Consider the following 20,291-nt stretch of genomic DNA (forward strand, 5'->3'; position numbering starts at 1 on the left):
GCATTAGCATTAGCATTAGCATTAGCATTAGCATTAGCATTAGCATTAGCATTAGCATTAGCATTAGCATTAGCATTAGCATTAGCATTAGCATTGGCATTGGCATAGGGAGATGATGTGTTAAATGAGATCATTCGCCCCATAGTCCATTTTGTGTACCATGGTTTAGCATACAAAGCGTCATCAGTGAGCCCATCAATAAGTTTCACTATTTCATCTTTTACTTCCTCGAGCTCAGTAATTAACGCGTTATAATCCAATTCGCTATAATCAGAGTAAAATTTTTGCGCCAGAAGCCCAAGTTGATTCCACTTAAAACCGGTTTCTGGAAAATTAACAGGCAATCCTTTCCCGTCGGAAGTGATCCACTTTACAACCAGAGTGTTCCACCCGAGCAGATAGGAAACCAGATCGCGAACACTCATTTCCGTGCCCTTGCAGTGTCCATCCATTGAGTTATCTAAGGTGAGTTCGGGGGGGATGGCATTAAGATAACTGATTAATTTATTGAAATTTTTATCGATTGCTAAAAGCAATTCAGATTTTGTTTGCGGTACATTCATACAGAGTTACCCCGCACTTCAGAAGAGATCCATAAAGACGCCATGTGGTGTTTAAATATCAATCAATTATGTACTTCCTGGCACGAAAGGGGAAGTCCCTGTAAACAGCTCTCTCTTTGTTCAAGGCACATGAATCACTCGAGGTTTGAGGCTATCAGGGGCTGCGACAGCAGCCCTGTGCCAGAGGCGGAAATCAAGGTATTTTCGATACATTAAATACTAGGGAGTCGGTTAACTTGCTTTCAAGTATGTTAATGATCAAATCGAGTGGGAAGATTATTTCATCGGTATGTCTGAGCTCTTCTATTGTCCACCAGTAATGATCGCGAATAACATTTTTTTCGTTGCTACTCCACCTTGAGCGATCAATATCTGATTTATTTGTATTAATAATAAAGAAATGCTCTTCAGCAAGAACAGTCTCTCCACCTGGTAGCATCATTGTGAAGGTTCTGGATGCTATCTGCGGTCCTGCATCTGTTCTTATCAGCCCCGTTTCTTCAAGTAATTCGCGTAAAGCAGCCTGCTCGAAAGATTCATTGTGTTCAAGTCCTCCACCTGGAGTTGCCCAGTATTTCTTGCCGCTCAAAGCATCATCTTTATGGCAGAAGTTAAAGAGCAAGACGTGATTTTCAGGCGAAAGAACTATTAACCGAGATGATGGACGAGTTCGCACAAATCCCCCTTAAATAAAGTATTAACCCTGACTTTTGAATTTATATATAACCATAATTTTCAGCCTTCATGGCCTAATAGAGCGGTATTTTCTTGCTGCTATAACCGCATTCAAAGTCTGCTCTTCGCCCATAGCTGCCGGTGGTCTTTCTAGGGCTGCAGAGCGATTTTACTAAAGCTGATAATATATCAATGGGTTGGAAAAGGTGTGCTCGACTCTTTTTCAGAAGCGGACAGAGTAAATCAAAAGTTATCAGCCATAGGATTAAGTCTATGATGAAAAATAGTTTAGGATTTATGTTAAAAGGTAGTGAATGACTGACCATAAAATATACAGAGTGAATGCAATCTGTAGCACCTTAAATGGATATCTTATATAGCGCCATTCGTGGCGTTCTCTGGCGTTGGCTTTTGAGATTGAAGCTTCTAAATTTGGTTTTTTTTTCCTTCTTTTCCGCAGCTCAGCACAACCCCAAACTAAAAGAAGTACTACCACCACAATTTTAAGAAGTACTGAGCTGTCTATATTGAAATGTGTTTCCCAAGTCCAATTAGTATTGTTCATCCTTTCTGACCTTTTACATTTTAGCCTGATCTCAAAGAGTTATAACAAGTAATGACTTGCATATCCACTCAAACAAAATGGTTAATCAAAATTCTTAGCAATGATCATGTCCTTAACAAGTTGCATAGTGAAGTCAGATTCGTGTTGGGTAAATGACTTTCCTACCTTTTTGGGCACGATATCAGGCCCCCGCTCATAGCAGACCTTCAGCGTCACGTGTTTGTCTGCTGCGTGCCAACAGCGGACATTATTTACATCACGATATTTTAATTGATGAGAGCAGATTCAACGGATATTTTAGAAAATTCATGTGGTCAGCATGAGTCTATTCAATAATGGAGATGCATATATGGATAAACACTTTTTTGTGTGTATTTTCGCGTTTGTCGCTTTTTCTGTGGGTGCTGCGGATGGTGGAAACGGTGGGTCTATGTCACAACCTGGTAAACCAGGTGCAGACGGAGGGAGGGGCTCTGACGGCGGCAGTTCAGATAATTCACCAGGTAGGGCAGGATGTCCAGGAGGAACGGATCCTGCTGAGAATGGCACTTTTTATCTCCCAGGAACAAAAGAACAATGCAATCCAGGTCCACAGGACTCAACGAAAAGTGCAAATTTGCTGTAATGCATCCTCGTCGTAACTGATTTTATAATTAATCCGACTGGCTGACAGACTCGGTCGAGGATCCTCATTGGAGATAAAAAATTTGGATATGGAACTCAGCATCCGAGAAGCAATAAGTTCTGATCTTGCGATCATTAGTGATTTGGCTCGCGAGCTTAAACCCTTTGAACACCTGATTGTCATTTACACTGTGTAAACGAGTGAAATAGGACACGGTCATTCCCGGCTACATGCTTTGATGCTTAATGCCTGTTTATCTTCTGGATACGACGCATGCACTCCTCCGGTTAAAACGTCGACCACTTTATTTTCGTGAATGGGAATTTATCAGGAAGAAATAATCTTCGCATCAGGACCCTTTATGGGATTTGGTGTTCGATAAACTTCTCATCACAACAACATAAAAAACAGGTACGAAGAAGATGGCCAATAGTGTGCCACTTATCATGCCGCCAAAAACGCCTGTACCAATGGCGTGCTGCGTCTGAGCACTGGCACCGCTTGCTAACATCAATGGTACCACCCCAAGAGTAAACGCAAGCGACGTCATAATAATGGGGCGCAACCTCTGCCGTGCTGCCTGCAGCGTTGCCTCGTAAATATCCATTCCCTCGGTGTAAAGCTGGCGGGCAAATTCTACAATCAGGATCGCATTTTTAGTAGATAACCCAATTAAAGTGATCATGCCTACCCGGAAGAAAATATCGTTAGGCATACCCGCTATATAGACGGCCGCAACCGCACCGGCAAGGCCAAGGGGGACAACCAGCATCACCGATAAGGGAATGGCCCAGCTCTCATACAGGGCTGCCAGTACCATAAACACCACGAGCACAGAAAGCACCATCAGCACAGGCATTTGTGACGCGGAGGAACGCTCCTGCAGTGAAGTGCCGGTCCATTCAATCATGAAGCCAGCGGGAAGCATGGCTCCCAGCCTTTCCACTTCGGCCATAGCTGCCCCGCTGTAATAGCCGGGTGAGGCGCTGCCGGTGATTCTGACGGCAGGAAAGCCCTGATATCGGTTTAGTTGCTGCGCTGTAAGACTCCAGTTGATTTTTACAAATGAAGCCAGTGGTACCATTTCATCCTTACTATTTTTGACATACAGCTTCAATACATCGTGGGTGTACATTCTGTAAGGCGCATCAGCCTGAACGATGACCTGCTGCACGCGTCCTTTATACGTATAATCATTGACGTAATTTGAGCCAAAAGCGGACGAGAGCGTCTGATTAATCTCTTCAAAAGAAACGCCCATAGCCTGTGCTTTTTCACGGTCAATATCCAGTGTGGCCCTGGCGCCTTCAGCAAGCCCATCAGGGTAAACATCCGTGACCACCTGACTTTTAGCCGCCAGATCCAGAAGTTTTTTCTGCGCGGAGATGAGCGCTGCATAACCGAGCCCCGCACGGTCCTCCAGATAAAAAGTTAAGCCGGAAGACGTGCCCATATCCGATATGGCGGGCGGCATAATGCTCATCACAGAAGCTGCCGGTTCCGCGCTCATGGCGGCCTGCGCGTAATTTGCTTCCCTGGCTGCATCTGTACCCTGGCGCTCGTTCCATCCTTTGAGGGTGGTAAATGCCAGCGCCGTATTAGGTCCTGATCCAGAAAAACCGAAACCAAATATCGTAAGATTGCTCTGAATGCCTTCCCGGGCAGCAACGAGCGATTCATAACGATGCATGACTTCCCGGGTACGCTCTTGTGTGGCATCCGCAGGAAGCTGTACTGAAGTCATAAAATATCCCTGATCTTCATCTGGAATAAAGGAGGACGGAAGCGCACCTAGCGCGGCAAACAGGACCCCACAAAGGAGAATGTAAAGCACCATAATTCGGCCGGTTCGCTTTAACACAAAACGCAAACCGGATTCATACCTGATAGAAAGTTGGCTAAAATGACGATTAAACCAGCCCGCAAACCCCCGTTTCATGGTGCTATGCTTATCAACCGGCTTCAAAAGAGAGGCGCAAAGTGCCGGCGTCAGCGTCATGGCAAGAAAAGCAGAGAGTAATATCGGCACTGCCATTGAGAGTACGAACTGCCTGTAGATAACCCCAACCGACCCCGATGCAAAACCGATAGGAATGAACACGGCGGTAAGAACCAAAGTTATGCCGATAATGGCCGGAGTGATTTCAAGCATAGCCTTTTGCGTTGCTTCCCGCGGCGATAGCCCTTTTTCTGCCATCAGACGCTCGACATTTTCAACCACCACAATGGCATCATCCACGATGATCCCAATAGCCAGTACCATGCCAAACATCGTCAGCACATTGATTGAAAAACCACTTAGAAGCATGACGGTGAAGGTGCCCAGGAGTGCAACAGGTGCCACGATGGCCGGAATGAAGGTATAGCGCAGGTTCTGCAAAAAAAGCAACATTACCAGGAACACCAGCAGCATAGCCTCAAAAAAAGTCTGTATTACCTTTTCTATCGACAGCTTAACGAAGGGGGCGGTATCAAATGATACCGAGAACTCCATCCCCTCTGGCAGTACGCTCGACAAAGTCGTAAGACGTGTTCTGACCCCCTTGGCTGTAGAGACGGCGTTGGCACCGGTTTCCAGCTGGATCGCCGCAGCCGTGGCCGGTTTGCCATTTTCCTGTATGGCAAAGGCATAGCTTTGCAACCCTTGCTCAACGCGGGCAACATCGTTCAGCCGGACGCGTGAGCCATCGGTATTTTCCCGTAGCATGATGTTTCTGAAGGCCTCAACGGAAGAGAGCTGCCCATGCACCATCAGCGGGTAGGTAACCCGTTGTCCGGATATCGCAGGTTCATCACCCACCCGGCCTGGAGCTATGAGTGCATTTTGCTGGAGGATTGCCGTCGAGATATCATTGAAAGAGAGTCGGTAACTGTACAGCTTCATCGGATCGACCCAAATACGCATCGCTTTTTCGGAACCAAAAAGTTGCACTTTTCCAACGCCGGAAACACGGCGAAGTTCTTCCGAGACGTTACGAGCAAAATAGTCACTCAGGTCTTCTGCACTGTAGCGGCCGGAAGGTGACTTAAGACCGACTATCATCAAGAATGCAGAGTTGGCCGCTTCCACCTGAACTCCGTTTTGGCGGACGGCTTGTGGCAACCTTGGTTCCACCGCCTTAAGCTGGTTCTGCACCTCTGCCTGCGCCAACTGAATATTGGTTCCGGGTTGGAATGTCACCGTAATAGAGGCATTACCGGAAGAGTCAGTGGCCGACTCAAAGTAGAGCAGATTGTCCACTGAGGAAATTTCACGTTCCAGAAGTGAGATAACCGAGGCATTCATTGTCTCCGGCGTGGCGCCGGGATAAGAGGCCGATAGGGTCAGGGCCGGTGGCGCAACAGACGGGTACTGGGCTACCGGTAATTGCGGGATGGCAATAAGGCCGGAAAGTACGATGAAAAGAGCAACAACCCAGGCGAAGATCGGGCGCTCAATGAAAAACTGTGGCATAACTATAATCCATATAAAGGTACTGCAACTGAACAAGCTAAAGCAGCTATCCTTATGATCTAAAACGGGTAAGTTATACCTGTCCGGTGTTAACCCTTTTCCCGATATCCCTCAGCTGAGAATACTTTTCAAGTAGCTGAGGTCCGTCATCCAGACTCATCGCGAACATCCACATGTAGGTCATTACAGCGTAGATATGCCCTGCATCCTGCCCACCGCTAAGCGTCATCGTAAGGATAGTCATGCCAAATAACAGGGTAGCCGCCGCACCGATAGCCAGATATCCCAGCGCTTCCCTGTCGGACAAGGCGATCCGCAATCTGGCCAGCACGTGATAATGGCGGGTCAGCGGTGAGAAGGAAGCACCGCTGATCAGACTGACCTCCTTTTCCAGACGGTTATTAAGACGTTCGAAAAGGACTTCATTTCGCTGTGTAAACCGGCGCAGACACACTCCAAATAAAATAAGAATGAGCAGGCAGGCAATGCCGGTTCTGGGCTCTATAACCAGAAGCATTAACGTTGCTCCCGTAATAGAAGAGATTGCCGTGATCAACACCGGCAGATGTATTTCAAAGAAATCAACAAACTCCCGCGACAATGCGACTCTCGCCGCCACGGTGGTAGGGCGTTCATTATCCCGGCGCTGCGCCATGATTACCGGCACCGCCAGCTCTGCATATATCCGGGCAAATGTGCGCGTATCCACGCTGCGGCGAGCTGCCCCGAGAGCCCACATGAATAGAACCATGGCTGCATATAGCACCGCATGCATTGCCTTGCCGGCCAGTATGGCGTTAATGGCAAAGCTCGCCAGCAGCGGATAAAGTAGCCATGCTACGTTTTCTGCAATAACCAATAGCAGCGTGATAAACAATTTTCTGTAATGGCGGCGGCCCAGAGATTTGAGAGTTGCCAGTGCACTGTGTTCAACAATATTTTTAAGTGTATTCATGACGGATATTTATATTTTTCTAAAAGTAAAACAGGTGTAATTATTTCGCGGGCACAGTAAGGCGAACCCAGCATTCAGGAGTAAATTCACACGCGCTCAAAAAAAAGTATTCTTTTTTCTATATGATGATTAATAGTATAAAAAGCATCTTTAACCGGGGAGATTATATCTTGAGGTTTTACGTCGAACTGGGTATTAACATGAGCGATGACCCTGATTTTCCCTGACTCAAGAATAAGTGCCTGATGACTTTGTTGTAAAATCTGCACATTCAACACCAGCCACTCCATAACCAATCCCATTCTTCCTTTCAAGGTGTGATATTGCTTCTTAACTCTCTTAAGGAATTAATAGTATAGGTTGCTTATGTTTTTTTGATGACTTCTTTATGGAGGGAGTATGGAGGAAAATAAAATAATGACATTTAGTGATGACTTCGCTTTGACTTAAAACCGCTCTGGAGTTTTTATCACGAGCACTATAAAGTAAGGCAGCATTAGCTTAAATCAAAATGGAAGAAGAGCATGAACGGTCATAACCTGATAATGGTGGTTGAAGACGAACCAGAAATAGCTGATATATTAGTTAGTTACATAAGAAAATCAGCAATGGAGGCAATACATGCAAAGGACGGCACCACCGCTATGGCATTGTTCAGATTGAAAAAACCAGACCTTATCTTGCTGGATATACAATTACCCGATATCACCGGCTGGAATTTTCTATCGTCGTTAAGAAAAGAAAGTAACGTGCCCGTTATTATGATTACTGCTTTTGACCAGGATATTGATAAGCTGATGGGATTACGACTGGGAGCTGATGATTACATCATCAAACCTTTTAATCCACTCGAAGTTCTCGCCAGGATAGAAGCTGTTTTGCGAAGGGTAAAATCTCCGGAGCCACAGGGGAAAAGTCCAATTAGAACGAGGTTCATCACTATTTACCCTGAGGAGTTCTGTGTGGAAGTACTCATTGATGGGGCTGTCTACAGTCCGGTTTTAACCACCTCGGAGTTCAGGTTATTGACATATATGGCCAGACACCCAAGAAGAGTATTTTCCCGGGAAGAATTAATGGATGCTTGCCTGCCTGAAGGGGATAAACTTGACAGAACCATTGATAGCCATATAAGCAAATTAAGAAAGAAACTGGAAAGGATTGGATTGGATAATGTTCCGGAAAGTATACGCGGCATTGGATACCGGATTGGAAGTGAAAAATGAAAAGAAAAAATGACCTGAGCAGGCAGATCCTTTTTTTTATGCTGGGACTCACACTATGTATCATTCTTATCTCAGTATTGGGGACCTATATTTTCTACGCGGTTGTCTATAGCCTGCCGAGCTATGCCTCATCTGCCAATGATGAGGCCATGACATTCATTGACTGGGTATGGATTGCTATAGCTTCACTCCTGAGCTTTACCATTGCTGTATTCTTCGCATTAAAATTATCAACGCGCATTCTTTCTCCCTTAAATACCGTTGCCCTGAGCCTGCAACGAATCACGCATGGCGATTTGAGTGCACGCGCGATCACCAAAAGAAGTCATCTTTTAGAGATAAATAATCTTGTCAGTGATTTCAACCTGATGGCTGAAAGATTGCAAGTCATGGACGCTGACAGAAAATCATGGAATGCGGCTATCGCTCATGAACTGAGAACGCCGGTAACGATATTAAGAGGTCGGTTGCATGGTTTAGTGGATGGTATTTTTAACCCAGAACCTAACCTCTTCAAAAATTTACTCCTTCAGACGGAAGGACTCTCCAGGCTGATTGAGGATCTCCGGCTGATAGGCTCTGCTGATAAGCATTCTTTTACCATACAAATTAAGCCGGAAAAATTTGAGAATATAGTTTCAAAATCTTTAGAAAATTTTCAGGACAAAATTGATATATTCGGATTCTTTATCACCAAACCGAATATTGATGAATGCATTATGTGTGATTCGATGAGAATAACGCAGTGCCTGAACATTATACTAGATAATATCATCAATTATGCAACTCCTGGAGAAATAGTAATTAGTTATCGGGTGAGTGAAAACAACTACTGTATCTCAATTACGGATAGTGGACCTGGTATTGATAAAGATTTTCAACCTTATATGTTTGAACCTTTCCAGAGAGGGGAGAATATGCGTGCAATTAATCCTCAGGGATGTGGGTTGGGACTTTCGGTAGCCAGAGCAATAATGCAAGCACACAGTGGGGACGTTTTTTATGAAATGTCGGTATATTGTCACTCCACATTTTTATTACAGTGGCCCTTATCTGATATCCAAAAATAACGATAAAGGCTCTTCCGAGCCTTCTTTAGTAAACGTCTAACTCCCACATCTCTCCCAGTCTGCGATCCCATTTCTCTGGCGTTATTTTTAACTTGCCACGGCAGGGAGTGAGTGTTATTTCACTAAAATATAGCTTATCATTATTTAACATCAGATCCACGCGACAGTAGTCAATCCCTGATGATATCTCCTGAGCGGCCGTCAAAGCCTTATAAAAAGAATCAGGTTCAACGATATCTCCATGATAGTTTGGATATTCCATCTGGAATGGCTGTAATTTCCACTTCCTATCATAAACATTGATAAATTCGTTACCATTGGAGTCAGTAAAATCAGCTTCAATGAAGCAGGCAATCCCGTTAAAGCAATGGATCCTCAGCATTTCTGGCCGTGGGTCTTTATCTCTTACTTTCTCTAAGATCACATATTCCTCACAAATGATCTTCTTTTCTATATTTTTATAGTGCCATTCCCTGGTGCTGTAATACATATTTTTAAATAAAGCCAGCTCAAGTTTTTTTAAGCATAACTTCTTATTTAAAGTTTTTTTGTTTGTGCAAATTATCGAACTCCCACTGTCATGGTTACATTTTAATACAAACGTTTCAGGGAGTTCATCGAAATTTATTTGTTTTGTATTATTATAGACTTTGATTATAGGGATAATCGCTACAAGATCTGTCCTTTTTTTCACATATTCTCTAACTTTTATTTTGTCCGCGAGAATCGTGTGCAGTGGATTCCTTTGGTGGATCATTCTATAACAGATTTTCTCATTCAAAGTGGATGGTTTTGTTAAATTAGGTTGCGATCCCTGCATTTCCTTTAGCCGTTGGCTTAGAAAATCTTCATCATTCACTATAAAACTTCGCAAAACCTTAGCTATATATTCAGTTTTTTTAGCCAAAAATAATAGTTTTTTCATTTTCCCTCCTGATAGAAGGGAATGATTCTGGGCGTTCTTCATTGTGCTAGTTTGTCGTCTATGTGTATTTAATATGGAGATGAATAGAACTGCTTATTAAAATCAGGGTGTCCGGCGTGTGATAAAACCTATGACGAAGATTGATACACATAACTCTCAGAAGTCGAGCCATAAGTAATTCATCTACAACTGCACTACGCCAGAATCTCAATGGAAAAGATTGTTCATTGCACTCTTTAGATTCGATATTTCCCTTATCTACATCTTACCTCCATATAACTACAACGCGCTATCCATGATTATTGTGCACAATTTAAATGAAGAGAGGATTTTTCGTCTTTATGCAAAGGTGATCAAAACATGAGTACTTTCAGCCTGCGTTTGTTTTATTTCATTTTAGTAATCACGATGTTATTTTTTAAAGGCAGTGAGGTGAAGAAAACATTTTTTAGCCGATTTGATGTAAAAATAAATACAGGGAATTATCGTGTGATATCTGACGTAACGTCCGAACCCAACCTTAATAGCAGCATCTCACCAGACCATGCATTAAAAGCTCCCAATACTTGGAAATACAATATAATCCAAAAAACTTCCAGTAAAATTTTAAAAAACCTCAGGCATGCTGTATATAAAATGAAGCGATTCCTGTTTGGTTCAACTAAATCTTCCTTTGAGAATATATAACTATGAATATAAATAAATTGGGATCAATACTTGGCATAAACGTCTTGCCGCTATACTGATTAACGAATGTGCTTAATAGTAGCGTAAACCCGATAAGAACAGCTAAAATCAGACCGCTGGTGGGGGAGGAATCTGATACGATATTTTCACTATGCCAAAAGAACCAATAATCATGCATGCTGAAAGGTGACGTGGAACACTATACTACATCATTGGTATTGGAAGCTTTACCGACGCCAGGTTTGATAGGTGGGAGCGCCCCTTGAATGCCAGAAGGATTATTAACATCAGGATAAGTACAGATATAGAGTATAGGAAAACTTGGTTTCACATTAGAGTTCGATATTAATTAGAATGCATAAACACCTGCCAGATAATATGTGGTCTTAATGATTTTAACTACCACACCGCGACTCATTATTCGCGCATTCAAACAGAAAGACGCATCGGCACTTTTCGATTACCTGTCTTCACCCCGCACACCTTGTTTTCAGGACGAGAAACTCAATTCACTGGAAGATTGAGGTTGACAGGAGAGCCCGTGATACCAGCCAGTTCGCTGTATGCCTAAAAGAGACTGATGGCATCATCCAGCCTGTTTAATTCAATTCGACGCATTTCTCTCAGCCCATCTGGCCAGCGAACTCAGGCCAGAAAGCGATAAAAGATTCTCATCTTGTTGGATTTTCGCCAAACGAAAACGATCTTCGTGCTAACCCCTGCTGTTCAGCAAAATCGCAAGGTATCGACCGTTTTGTGATCTACATTGCAGTACATGATTAATACTTTGTACTACAATTTAAATCAAGGTTAAGAACAATAATTGTGAATTGTGCGGTGATCTTGCGACGCATAGGCTCGATACAGGTAAAGTACCCGGCAACTTTTCCTTTTAGTCTTTTGTGGAGCATCTATGAGTAGCCAGGAGTTGAGCAAAACCGATCGCATTATTCTCGAGATAGGGCAGCAAATCGTCAGTGGCAAATATGCCCCGGGGTCTGCGCTGCCAGCGGAAACGGAGTTGTGCGAAGAGTTCCAGACGTCACGGAACATCATTCGTGAAGTGCTTCGCTCGTTGATGTCGAAGCGGCTGGTGGAGATAAAGCGTTATCGCGGTGCTTTTGTGGCTTTACGCAACCAGTGGAATTATCTGGATACCGATGTTTTGCAGTGGTCGTTGGCGAATGATTATGACCCGCGGCTGATCCCGGCGATGAGCGAGGTGCGTAATCTGGTTGAACCGGTCATTGCCCGCTGGGCTGCGGAAAGGGCGACCTCCAGCGAATTAGCGGTTATTGAAAAAGCGCTTAACGATATGATCGCCGATCACCAAAATCGTGACGCCTTCAATGAGGCTGATATCCGTTTTCACGAAGCGGTACTGGCGTCGGTGCATAACCCGGTGCTGCAACAACTCAGTGTGGCGATAAGTTCCTTACAGCGTGCCGTATTTGAACGGACCTATATGGCCGATGAAGCCAACATGCCGCGCACATTGAAGGAGCATCAGGATCTGTACGATGCGATACGGCATCAGAACGCAGATGCAGCAGAACAGGCGGCACTGACAATGATCGCCAGCTCGACCAAAAGGCTGAAGGATATTACATGAGAGAAAGTTATATCGCCATTGACTGGGGTTCGACCAACTTGCGCGCCTGGCTCTACCTGAACGGTGAATGTACCGATCACCTGGAGTCAGAAGCGGGGGTTACCCGGCTCAATGGCCGTACTCCTGAACAGGTTTTCCGCGACACACTTTTACCCTGGCAAGCTCATCAGGTACCGGTTCTGATGGCGGGAATGGTTGGCAGCAACGCAGGATGGATGACGGTACCTTATCTGCCTTGCCCGACGCGGCTGACTGATTTCTCCAGACAGTTAACGCGGGTGGAGCAGGCCACACCGTTCAACGCGTGGATTATTCCCGGTCTGAGTGTGGTCAGCGAGGGTAATTGCAATGTCATTCGCGGTGAAGAAACACAGTTAATAGGTGCTTATACAGAATGTCCGGCTTCGCTTTATCTGATGCCGGGAACGCACAGTAAATGGGTACAGATGGATGGTAGCGAGGTTGTTGATTTCCGTACTGTCATGACCGGCGAACTCCACCATTTGCTGATACACCATTCGCTGATTGGTATCGGGCTGACCGGGCAACAGGCAAATCCGGCGGTATTCCAGCAGGGGCTGGAGAGTGGTTTCAAAGAAACCAACATTATTCGCAGTCTTTTTGAGACCCGCGCGGCGCATGTGTTAGGGCAATTAGATAAAAGCGCCGTCAGTGAATGGCTGTCGGGGTTGTTGATCGGCAATGAAGTGTCGCAAATGCAGCGGCAATACGGCATCACTGGCGATCAGCCCATTACCTTAATTGGGAGTCCCAAACTGACCGCACGTTACCAGCAGGCATTGAAGTTTGCCGGACTGACCTGGCAAACGCTGGAAGGCGACCGCGCTTTCCAGGCAGGTATAAGGAGTATTATCAATGAGTTGGAATACTGAACTTCCGTTAATCGCCATTCTGCGCGGTATCACGCCACAAGACGTTCAGGCGCATGTGACAGCATTGCTGGAGGCAGGTTTTGATGCCGTGGAGATCCCACTCAACTCGCCTGACTGGCAGCGCAGCATCAGTGAAACGGTGAAAGAGTTCGGGCATCGGGCGCTGATTGGTGCCGGGACGGTTTTACAACCTGCGCAAGTTGATGAACTGAATGCGATGGGCAGCCGTCTGGTGGTCACCCCTAATATTCAGCCGGAAGTGATTCGCCGGGCTGTGGGGTATGGCATGACCGTCTGCTCTGGTTGCGCGACCGCGACGGAAGCCTTCAATGCACTGGATGCGGGCGCTCAGGCGCTGAAAATCTTCCCTTCCAACGCCTTTGGACCGGATTACATCAAAGCGTTGAAAGCGGTGCTACCGCCAGAAATTCCGGTCTTTGCCGTGGGGGGTATCACTCCTGAAAATTTACATCTCTATCTTAATGCCGGTTGTATCGGTGCAGGGCTGGGAAGTGATCTCTACCGTGCCGGACAGTCTGTTGAACGTACGACACAACAAGCTAACGCCTTTGTTAAAGCTTATAAGGAATCAACCCGATGAAAGTGACCAAACTAACCACCTACCGGCTGCCGCCGCGCTGGATGTTCCTGAAAATAGAAACTGATGAAGGCATTGTCGGTTGGGGAGAGCCGGTAGTTGAAGGCCGTGCCCGCAGTGTTGAGGCTGCTGTGCATGAGCTGTCTGAATATGTGATCGGACAGGATCCGGCGCGCATCAATGACATTTGGCAGACCCTCTATCGCGGTGGATTTTATCGCGGTGGTCCGATTCTGATGAGCGCGATTTCCGGCATCGATCAGGCACTGTGGGACATTAAGGGCAAAGCCCTGGGCGTTCCTGTTTATCAACTGCTCGGTGGTCTGGTTCGCGATAAGATTAAAGCCTACAGTTGGGTTGGCGGCGACCGCCCGGCAGATGTGATTGAAGGCATTAAAAAGTTGAAAGGCATTGGTTTTGATACCTTTAAACTCAATGGCTGCGAAGAAATGGGCATGATAGACAATTCACGTAAAGTTGACGATGCCGTCGCCGTCGTGGCGCAAATACGTGAAGCATTCGGTAACAGCATTGAGTTCGGACTCGACTTCCATGGCCGCGTCAATGCACCTATGGCGAAGATTCTGATCAAAGAGCTCGAACCTTACCGTCCGCTATTTATCGAAGAACCGGTACTGGCCGAACAGGCAGAATACTATCCTCGTCTGGCTGCTCAGACACATATTCCCATTGCTGCCGGTGAACGCATGTTCTCGCGCTTTGAGTTCAAACGTGTATTGGCCGACGGTGGTTTAGCCATTATCCAGCCGGATTTGTCGCACGCGGGTGGGATCACGGAATGCTTCAAAATTGCTGCGATGGCAGAGTCTTACGATATTTCGCTGGCACCGCATTGTCCGTTGGGGCCGATCGCACTGGCTTCTTGCCTGCATCTGGATTTTGTGGCGCGTAATGCGGTATTCCAGGAGCAGAGTATGGGTATCCATTATAATAAGGGAGCCGAATTATTGGATTATGTCATTAATAAAGAAGACTTTACCATGACGGATGGTTATTTCTATCCGCTGAATAAACCCGGACTGGGCGTTGAAATTAATGAGGAGTTGGTGATTGAGCGCAGTAAGAATGCCCCTGACTGGCGCAACCCAATTTGGCGTTATGAAGATGGTGCTGTCGCCGAATGGTAACCTGTTCTATATATTTTAAGTAACAGAGCTATCAGGTAAAACTATATCAATAAAGCAATTAATAATATCGATATATCCGTATTTGTTTTTTAATCCACATTACGTGGAATGGCCATCTTATGCCCTGACACCAGGGACAGACTCATTAAGGTGATAATAATGAACATCGATCTGTGCTCTACAACACTAAAAAAATTAAACGCAAAAATAATACCTTTTATTATTATTTGCTACTTTGTTGCCAATCTGGATAAAACCAATATATCCGTTGCGGCACTGCAAATGAATGCCGATTTGGGCCTGTCTGCCAGTATGTATGGCCTGGGTGTCGGTATGTTCTATATCTCCTACATCATTTTTGAAATACCCAGTAACGTCATTATGACGCGGGTTGGTGCACGCATCTGGATTGCGCGCATCATGATTACCTGGGGGGTTGTCAGCGCCGGGATGTCACTGGTCCATACGCCGACACAACTGTACGTGATGCGCTTTTTGCTGGGTATGGCAGAAGCCGGGTTTACACCGGGGATTATCTACTATATCTCCTGCTGGTTTCCCAAGAGCAACCGCGCCCGTGCCATGTCGTTCTTCTATATGGGATCGGTGCTGGCGTCAGTGATTGGATTACCGATTTCCGGCAGTATTCTCAATATGCACGGCATTGCTGATATCGCGGGCTGGCGCTGGCTGTTTGCGATGGAAGGCATCCCGGCCATCATTCTCGGCTGTCTGGTACTGTTACGTCTGCCGGATACGCCAAATCATGCCACCTGGTTGAGTGCGGACGAGAAAAAATGGCTGAACACCCGGTTACAACAAGAGAATGGTGACGTAGAAGTAGGGAAACATCATTCATGGGCCAGTGCGCTCAGGAATAAAGTGGTATTGATGTTGAGTCTGGTGTGGTTCCTGCAAGCATTTTGCTCAATTGGTATTACACTCTTCCTGCCGCTCATTATTAAAAGTGTGGCTACAGAACAGAGTAATTTCGTTATTAGCGTTTTGTCGGCCATTCCTTTTGCCTTTGCCGCGATATTTATGTACGTGAATGGACGTCATTCGGATCTCACCAAAGAGCGATCGCTACATCTGGGGGTGCCGTTAATTATTTCCGGCTTACTGCTGGCTGCTTCGATATATACCAGTAACCTCTTTATTGCCTATATTATGCTGGTATTGACTGTAGGCTTTAACTTCGCGCTTACCCCGATATTCTGGGCGGTAACGACCGAAAAATTAGCGGGTGTTGCTGCGGCGGCTTCTATTGCTTTCATTAATGCCATTGCCAACTTTGCCGGTCTGGGATTGCCGCCATTGCTGGGAAAAATAAAGGATGTCACCGGCAGTTTCCATTATGGCTTATTGATCATTGCTACGGCACTGGTTATCGGCGGCATCGTCGGTATCTATGTCGGCCGTCCGGCTAAAGTAATAGCGACAAAATCGTCAGCCTCATCATTATCGCAACACTAAGGTCTCGTTATGAAGAATATCGCGGTTAAACAGAAAATATTGAAGCAGGCATCGCTGCCAGATCAGTTGAATGCACAACTGAACGCGCTATACGATGTGTATGAATACAACGACATGGCCGCCGGGGAGTTTGACCGGCTGGCCGCCGAGTTTCGTGTAGTACTCACTAACGGCGAAGCCGTGGTCAGTCGCGAATTTATGGGACGGCTACCTAACCTTGAACTCATCAGCGACTTTGGTGTTGGCTATGACGGTATTGATGTTGCCGCAGCAAGAGAACGTGAGATCGCTGTGACCCATACCCCCGGCGTATTGACGGATGACGTCGCCGACCTGGCCATGGGGTTGATACTGGCAACGTCACGCCAGATCCCCGCAGCACAACGCTTTATCGAACAGGGAGCATGGCAGAAGGGCGGTTATCCCTGGACCCGTAAAGTCTCAGGGGCGCGGTTAGGCATTATTGGCATGGGGCGTATTGGGCGTGCTATCGCCAAACGCGCTGCGGCATTTAATATGTCGATCGCCTATACGGATCGCGCTGCACTTGCCGACACGGATTACACCTTCCATGCAACTTTGCTATCGCTGGCCGGGGCGAGTGATTTTCTGGTGGTCTGTACCAACGGTGGTGCCGAAACCCGCGGCCTCGTTAACCGCGATGTATTGAATGCTCTGGGCGCGGAAGGCATTCTGATCAATATTTCCCGTGGTTCGGTAGTCGATGAGCGGGCGCTGATTGAAGCCATCGAAGAGGGGACACTCGGGGGAGCCGGTCTTGATGTTTTCACCGACGAACCGCACGTTCCGCACGCATTGTTACACCGGGCAAATGTGGTGGTCACGCCGCATATGGCCAGTGCTACCTGGGCGACGCGCAAAGAGATGTCGCGTCTGGTGCTGGAAAATGTCAACGCCTATTTTGCGGGCGAGCCGTTGGTGACACCTGTTCCGCAGTAAGCGAATGAAAACGTATTCTGCATGTAAATCAAAGCGCGGCGTTACGTCGCGCTTATTGATTGTCAGCGTTAAACCCCCATCCGGGAGGGGATGATTGTCCCGGAGCGGAGGGAAAACGGGAAATGCCTGAGGTATTCAATGGCAGAGGCCCTGCCGTAAAGATATAGACAACGTCTATATCGCTTGCGAATAAATCGATTTCACTTTATTGAACGTCAGACTTATGCTGCTGCGGAAACATTAAGGGCTATCAGGAGAGAATATGGAAACCCAACAACTGGCAGCGTTAGTTGTTCACTCAATTGGCGGCGCGGATAACCTCACTAAAATGACCTACTGTGCCAGTAGGATCCGGATGCAGGTACGCGATGCCTCCCTGCTCGACAGGCAGGCATTAGAAGCACCGGAGGCCATTCGGGCTGTACTTGAAGTAGAAACACCACAATGCGACACGGAGTATCATCTGGTGGTCGGACCGGGCAATACCCGGTCGCTGTATCAGGCGCTGACGGCGTTAACTCAAAAATAGTCAGACCAGCAGGTGGCTGACCCGCGCCAGATGCTCTTGCATCAATGCCTGCATCTGCACCACGTGCGCCGCATCCATCTTCTCCCGCATCATATAAAAGCCCACGTTATAGCGCGGGCTTTGTTGCGTGGTTTGCAGCGGTATAATGCCGTAACGCGCAAAGTAGTCCGCCATGCACGTCGGATAACTCAGCATGATGGCGTCGGAATCATTGACCATGTCTATTGCCGCCATCATCGAGTTAGTTGACCAGATCACCCTATCTTCAAGATGCATCTGGTTGCGCGCCAGCCTTTTGGGTTGCATGTCCTCGACCATGTGTTGAAAACGCCCTTCATCCGGCGTCAGTTCAACGCAAGGATAGTCTTGCAGCTGGAAGGGGTCGATGACGTTGTTGCCTAACGGATGCCCGCGTCGGACAAACAGGCTGTCGGTGACGCTGAACAGCGGCACAAAGGTGATGCCTGCCCTGGAATTCAGCCCCTGAATCTCATGCCCGATAAAGAGATCGATATCACCGCCAAGCAGTAAGTCCATCAGTCGCAGGTGATTTCCCTGATCGATATGGATATTTACCGTGGGATGCAGCGTGCGGTAAGTGTTGAAACTGTCGCGTACAAACATGTGCCACCAGGCATGCCCGGTGCCCATCCGCAAACTCTGCACCTGACGCGCTTTGATAAGCGCCAGTTTACTCAGCGTATTTTCATAAATACGCTGCATCATCTGCGCCTGCTCCAGCAAAAGATCGCCGTACTCGGTCGTTTTCACGCCCGTTGAGGTGCGCACAAGCAGTTGCACGCCCAGATTCTCCTCCAGCTTCTTCATATTATGTGTAAGTGTCGGCTGACTAAGGCAAAGTTTGTTTGCTGCATGACTCACATTTTTGAACATCGCCACTTCGATAAACTGCCGCAGAATTTTATCCAAGATCACACATTTCCCAGGTGGTATAGATAATTTGTATACCTTAGCAGTGAAAATCAATTTCCACCAATGTCTCCGCTTCGCTATTTTCCTCCTATGACGGTATTCCCGCCACGACCTGAGAGTAAGCCATGAGACGAGTAATCCCGGGACTGGTTGCAGCCACGCTGACCCTGACATCGAGTCTGGTTCATGCCGACACCCTGCGTATGGAATGTCCGCCTGGCAAGGAAAGTCGTCAGTTCTGTAACGACATTAAACAGCAGTTTGAAGCGCAGACCGGTCACACGCTGGAATTTATCGATCTTCCACCGGCTTCGAATGAAAAATTGTCGTTGTTTCAACAGATATTCGCCGCCAAAGATTCGGGCGCGATCGATCTCTTCCTGGCCGACACCGTCTGGATCGGTGTGCTGGATAAACATCTGCTGGATTTAACAGATAGCGTCAGTGATATCCGCAATGATTTTTTCCCGAACGCGTTCCAAAACGACATCGTTAACGGTCGTGTCAAAGCCATTCCCGCTTACATGGATGCAGGCGCGCTGTTTTATCGCAAAGATTTATTGGCGAAATACGGCCAAAAGCCGCCTGTGACCTGGAGCGAGCTGACGCGTATTGCCACGCTGATTCAACAAGGTGAGCGTGAAGCGGGACATCAAAACTTCTGGGGGCTGGTGTTTCAGGGCAAAGCCTATGAGGGGCTGACCTGCAATGCGCTGGAGTGGGTGGAGTCGCAGAAGGGCGGCAGTTTTATTGATACTAACGGCAATATCACCATCAACAATCAACGCGCCGCACAGGCGCTGGATATGGCCGCGGCATGGATCGGGAAAATCGTTCCACCGGGAGCATTAGGTTACATGGAAGAGGAGTCCCGTCCGGTCTTCCAGAACGGTGATGCCCTGTTTATGCGCAACTGGCCTTATGCCTACACGCTGGCGCAAGACCGCAGCAGCCCGATCCGTGGCAAAGTCGGCGTCATTCCGTTACCCCGGAGCGAGGACGGCACCTCTGTTAGCACCATGGGCGGCTGGCACTGGGCGATCAGCGCTTACACCAAAAATCCGAAAGCCGCGCTGGCGCTGTTAAAAATTGTCAGCAGTGCCGAATCACAGAAGAAAGGGCTGACGCTGATGGGCAGGGCGCCGTCACGCACCGCGCTGTATGACGATCCTGACGTCCTGGCGCAGGCACCCTATCTCGCCGAGTTTAAAGAGATCTTCCTGCTGGCCAGGCCTCGCCCTGCATCGCAGACCAAACGCCAGTACGCGCAGGTCTCCAAAGCGATTTATAACGCAACTTACAACGTGCTGCGTGGCGACAGCGACGGGGCGACCGCAGTGGCAGAGTTGCAGCAGCGGCTGGAGAGAATTAAAGCCAGAGGATGGCGCTGAGTTCAG

Annotated in this window: 18 protein-coding genes and 1 pseudogene; 12 read left to right on the forward strand and 7 right to left on the reverse strand. The window is 47.2% G+C overall.

Features of this window, described 5'->3' with window-relative positions; translation table 11 throughout:
• The 5 genes from ABIC79_RS24695 to ABIC79_RS24715 form a co-directional block, all read right to left on the reverse strand.
• A partial coding sequence (locus ABIC79_RS24695; protein WP_502947792.1) for a ClbS/DfsB family four-helix bundle protein occupies positions 1-563 on the reverse strand: 563 nt, incomplete at its 3' end.
• Between the two features lie 193 nt (positions 564-756).
• Positions 757-1,239 carry an NUDIX hydrolase gene (locus ABIC79_RS24700; RefSeq protein WP_037034576.1) on the reverse strand — a complete coding sequence of 161 codons (483 nt, stop codon included), beginning with the start codon at positions 1,237-1,239 and terminating at the stop codon, positions 757-759.
• Between the two features lie 1,538 nt (positions 1,240-2,777).
• Positions 2,778-5,882, reverse strand: coding sequence for a multidrug efflux RND transporter permease subunit (locus ABIC79_RS24705; RefSeq protein WP_119261770.1), 3,105 nt, complete (start codon positions 5,880-5,882; stop codon positions 2,778-2,780).
• Positions 5,883-5,955: 73 nt separating this feature from the next.
• The gene (locus tag ABIC79_RS24710) at positions 5,956-6,837 is read right to left on the reverse strand and encodes an ABC transporter six-transmembrane domain-containing protein (protein WP_119261769.1); all 882 of its coding nucleotides are present in this window, start codon (positions 6,835-6,837) and stop codon (positions 5,956-5,958) included.
• A gap of 86 nt (positions 6,838-6,923) precedes the next feature.
• Positions 6,924-7,127 carry a hypothetical protein gene (locus tag ABIC79_RS24715; protein ID WP_162906063.1) on the reverse strand — a complete coding sequence of 68 codons (204 nt, stop codon included), beginning with the start codon at positions 7,125-7,127 and terminating at the stop codon, positions 6,924-6,926.
• 234 nt (positions 7,128-7,361) lie between these two features.
• Here ABIC79_RS24715 and ABIC79_RS24720 point away from each other — a divergent pair, with 234 nt between their 5' ends.
• Both ABIC79_RS24720 and ABIC79_RS24725 read left to right on the forward strand, forming a co-directional pair.
• Positions 7,362-8,063, forward strand: a complete 702-nt coding sequence (locus tag ABIC79_RS24720) for a response regulator (RefSeq protein WP_354568798.1) — start codon at positions 7,362-7,364, stop codon at positions 8,061-8,063.
• Positions 8,060-9,133, forward strand: a complete 1,074-nt coding sequence (locus tag ABIC79_RS24725) for an ATP-binding protein (protein WP_119261766.1) — start codon at positions 8,060-8,062, stop codon at positions 9,131-9,133. Before ABIC79_RS24720 ends, ABIC79_RS24725 begins: the two co-directional genes overlap by 4 nt.
• Positions 9,134-9,158: 25 nt before the next feature.
• Here the strand turns inward: ABIC79_RS24725 and ABIC79_RS24730 are convergent, their stop codons facing one another.
• Positions 9,159-10,058 carry an ATP-grasp fold amidoligase family protein gene (locus ABIC79_RS24730; protein ID WP_119261765.1) on the reverse strand — a complete coding sequence of 300 codons (900 nt, stop codon included), beginning with the start codon at positions 10,056-10,058 and terminating at the stop codon, positions 9,159-9,161.
• 360 nt (positions 10,059-10,418) lie between these two features.
• Between ABIC79_RS24730 and ABIC79_RS24735 the strand changes: the two genes are divergently transcribed.
• The 9 genes and pseudogenes from ABIC79_RS24735 to ABIC79_RS24775 all read left to right on the forward strand — a co-directional run bounded on the left by ABIC79_RS24735 (position 10,419) and on the right by ABIC79_RS24775 (position 17,961).
• Positions 10,419-10,745 (forward strand): hypothetical protein, encoded by a 327-nt coding sequence (locus ABIC79_RS24735; protein WP_119261764.1) that lies wholly within the window; start codon positions 10,419-10,421, stop codon positions 10,743-10,745.
• A gap of 389 nt (positions 10,746-11,134) precedes the next feature.
• Positions 11,135-11,336 (forward strand): annotated as a pseudogene (locus tag ABIC79_RS24740) (GNAT family N-acetyltransferase); the annotation flags it as partial.
• Between the two features lie 322 nt (positions 11,337-11,658).
• Entirely contained in the window at positions 11,659-12,357 is a 699-nt protein-coding gene (gene dgoR, locus ABIC79_RS24745) for a D-galactonate utilization transcriptional regulator DgoR (protein WP_013575998.1), read from the forward strand.
• Positions 12,354-13,250: a 2-dehydro-3-deoxygalactonokinase gene (locus tag ABIC79_RS24750; RefSeq protein WP_119261763.1), complete on the forward strand. Its 897-nt coding sequence runs from the start codon at positions 12,354-12,356 to the stop codon at positions 13,248-13,250. The genes dgoR and ABIC79_RS24750 overlap by 4 nt, the downstream gene beginning before the upstream one ends.
• Positions 13,234-13,851 carry a 2-dehydro-3-deoxy-6-phosphogalactonate aldolase gene (locus ABIC79_RS24755; RefSeq protein WP_013575996.1) on the forward strand — a complete coding sequence of 206 codons (618 nt, stop codon included), beginning with the start codon at positions 13,234-13,236 and terminating at the stop codon, positions 13,849-13,851. Before ABIC79_RS24750 ends, ABIC79_RS24755 begins: the two co-directional genes overlap by 17 nt.
• Positions 13,848-14,996 (forward strand): galactonate dehydratase, encoded by a 1,149-nt coding sequence (dgoD, locus tag ABIC79_RS24760; protein ID WP_015690092.1) that lies wholly within the window; start codon positions 13,848-13,850, stop codon positions 14,994-14,996. The genes ABIC79_RS24755 and dgoD overlap by 4 nt, the downstream gene beginning before the upstream one ends.
• Before the next feature lie 159 nt (positions 14,997-15,155).
• Entirely contained in the window at positions 15,156-16,472 is a 1,317-nt protein-coding gene (locus ABIC79_RS24765; protein ID WP_013575994.1) for an MFS transporter, read from the forward strand.
• A gap of 9 nt (positions 16,473-16,481) precedes the next feature.
• On the forward strand, positions 16,482-17,432 hold the full coding sequence (locus tag ABIC79_RS24770) for a 2-hydroxyacid dehydrogenase (protein ID WP_131637892.1): 951 nt from the start codon (positions 16,482-16,484) through the stop codon (positions 17,430-17,432).
• 262 nt (positions 17,433-17,694) lie between these two features.
• Positions 17,695-17,961 carry a PTS sugar transporter subunit IIB gene (locus ABIC79_RS24775; RefSeq protein WP_013575992.1) on the forward strand — a complete coding sequence of 89 codons (267 nt, stop codon included), beginning with the start codon at positions 17,695-17,697 and terminating at the stop codon, positions 17,959-17,961.
• On the opposite strand, the gene ABIC79_RS24780 is transcribed toward ABIC79_RS24775, so the two are convergent.
• Positions 17,962-18,897, reverse strand: coding sequence for a LysR family transcriptional regulator (locus ABIC79_RS24780; RefSeq protein ID WP_013575991.1), 936 nt, complete (start codon positions 18,895-18,897; stop codon positions 17,962-17,964).
• Between the two features lie 122 nt (positions 18,898-19,019).
• Here ABIC79_RS24780 and ABIC79_RS24785 point away from each other — a divergent pair, with 122 nt between their 5' ends.
• Complete coding sequence (locus ABIC79_RS24785; protein ID WP_013575990.1) at positions 19,020-20,285, forward strand: ABC transporter substrate-binding protein; 1,266 nt, start codon at positions 19,020-19,022, stop codon at positions 20,283-20,285.
• The last annotated feature ends 6 nt before the right edge of the window (positions 20,286-20,291 follow it).

It is taken from the genome of Rahnella sp. 2050, from assembly GCF_040544515.1.
GTDB classification, from domain to species: Bacteria; Pseudomonadota; Gammaproteobacteria; order Enterobacterales; family Enterobacteriaceae; genus Rahnella; species Rahnella aceris.

Coding starts and splice junctions, on each gene's coding strand:
- ABIC79_RS24750 (WP_119261763.1), top strand. CDS start 12,354: ATGAGAGAAAGTTATATCGCCATTGACTGGGGTTCGACCAACTTGCGC.
- ABIC79_RS24730 (WP_119261765.1), bottom strand. CDS start 10,058: ATGAAAAAACTATTATTTTTGGCTAAAAAAACTGAATATATAGCTAAG.
- ABIC79_RS24765 (WP_013575994.1), top strand. CDS start 15,156: ATGAACATCGATCTGTGCTCTACAACACTAAAAAAATTAAACGCAAAA.
- ABIC79_RS24705 (WP_119261770.1), bottom strand. CDS start 5,882: ATGCCACAGTTTTTCATTGAGCGCCCGATCTTCGCCTGGGTTGTTGCT.
- dgoD (WP_015690092.1), top strand. CDS start 13,848: ATGAAAGTGACCAAACTAACCACCTACCGGCTGCCGCCGCGCTGGATG.
- ABIC79_RS24715 (WP_162906063.1), bottom strand. CDS start 7,127: ATGGAGTGGCTGGTGTTGAATGTGCAGATTTTACAACAAAGTCATCAG.
- ABIC79_RS24735 (WP_119261764.1), top strand. CDS start 10,419: ATGAGTACTTTCAGCCTGCGTTTGTTTTATTTCATTTTAGTAATCACG.
- ABIC79_RS24785 (WP_013575990.1), top strand. CDS start 19,020: ATGAGACGAGTAATCCCGGGACTGGTTGCAGCCACGCTGACCCTGACA.
- ABIC79_RS24725 (WP_119261766.1), top strand. CDS start 8,060: ATGAAAAGAAAAAATGACCTGAGCAGGCAGATCCTTTTTTTTATGCTG.
- ABIC79_RS24720 (WP_354568798.1), top strand. CDS start 7,362: ATGAACGGTCATAACCTGATAATGGTGGTTGAAGACGAACCAGAAATA.
- ABIC79_RS24755 (WP_013575996.1), top strand. CDS start 13,234: ATGAGTTGGAATACTGAACTTCCGTTAATCGCCATTCTGCGCGGTATC.
- ABIC79_RS24770 (WP_131637892.1), top strand. CDS start 16,482: ATGAAGAATATCGCGGTTAAACAGAAAATATTGAAGCAGGCATCGCTG.
- ABIC79_RS24710 (WP_119261769.1), bottom strand. CDS start 6,837: ATGAATACACTTAAAAATATTGTTGAACACAGTGCACTGGCAACTCTC.
- dgoR (WP_013575998.1), top strand. CDS start 11,659: ATGAGTAGCCAGGAGTTGAGCAAAACCGATCGCATTATTCTCGAGATA.
- ABIC79_RS24775 (WP_013575992.1), top strand. CDS start 17,695: ATGGAAACCCAACAACTGGCAGCGTTAGTTGTTCACTCAATTGGCGGC.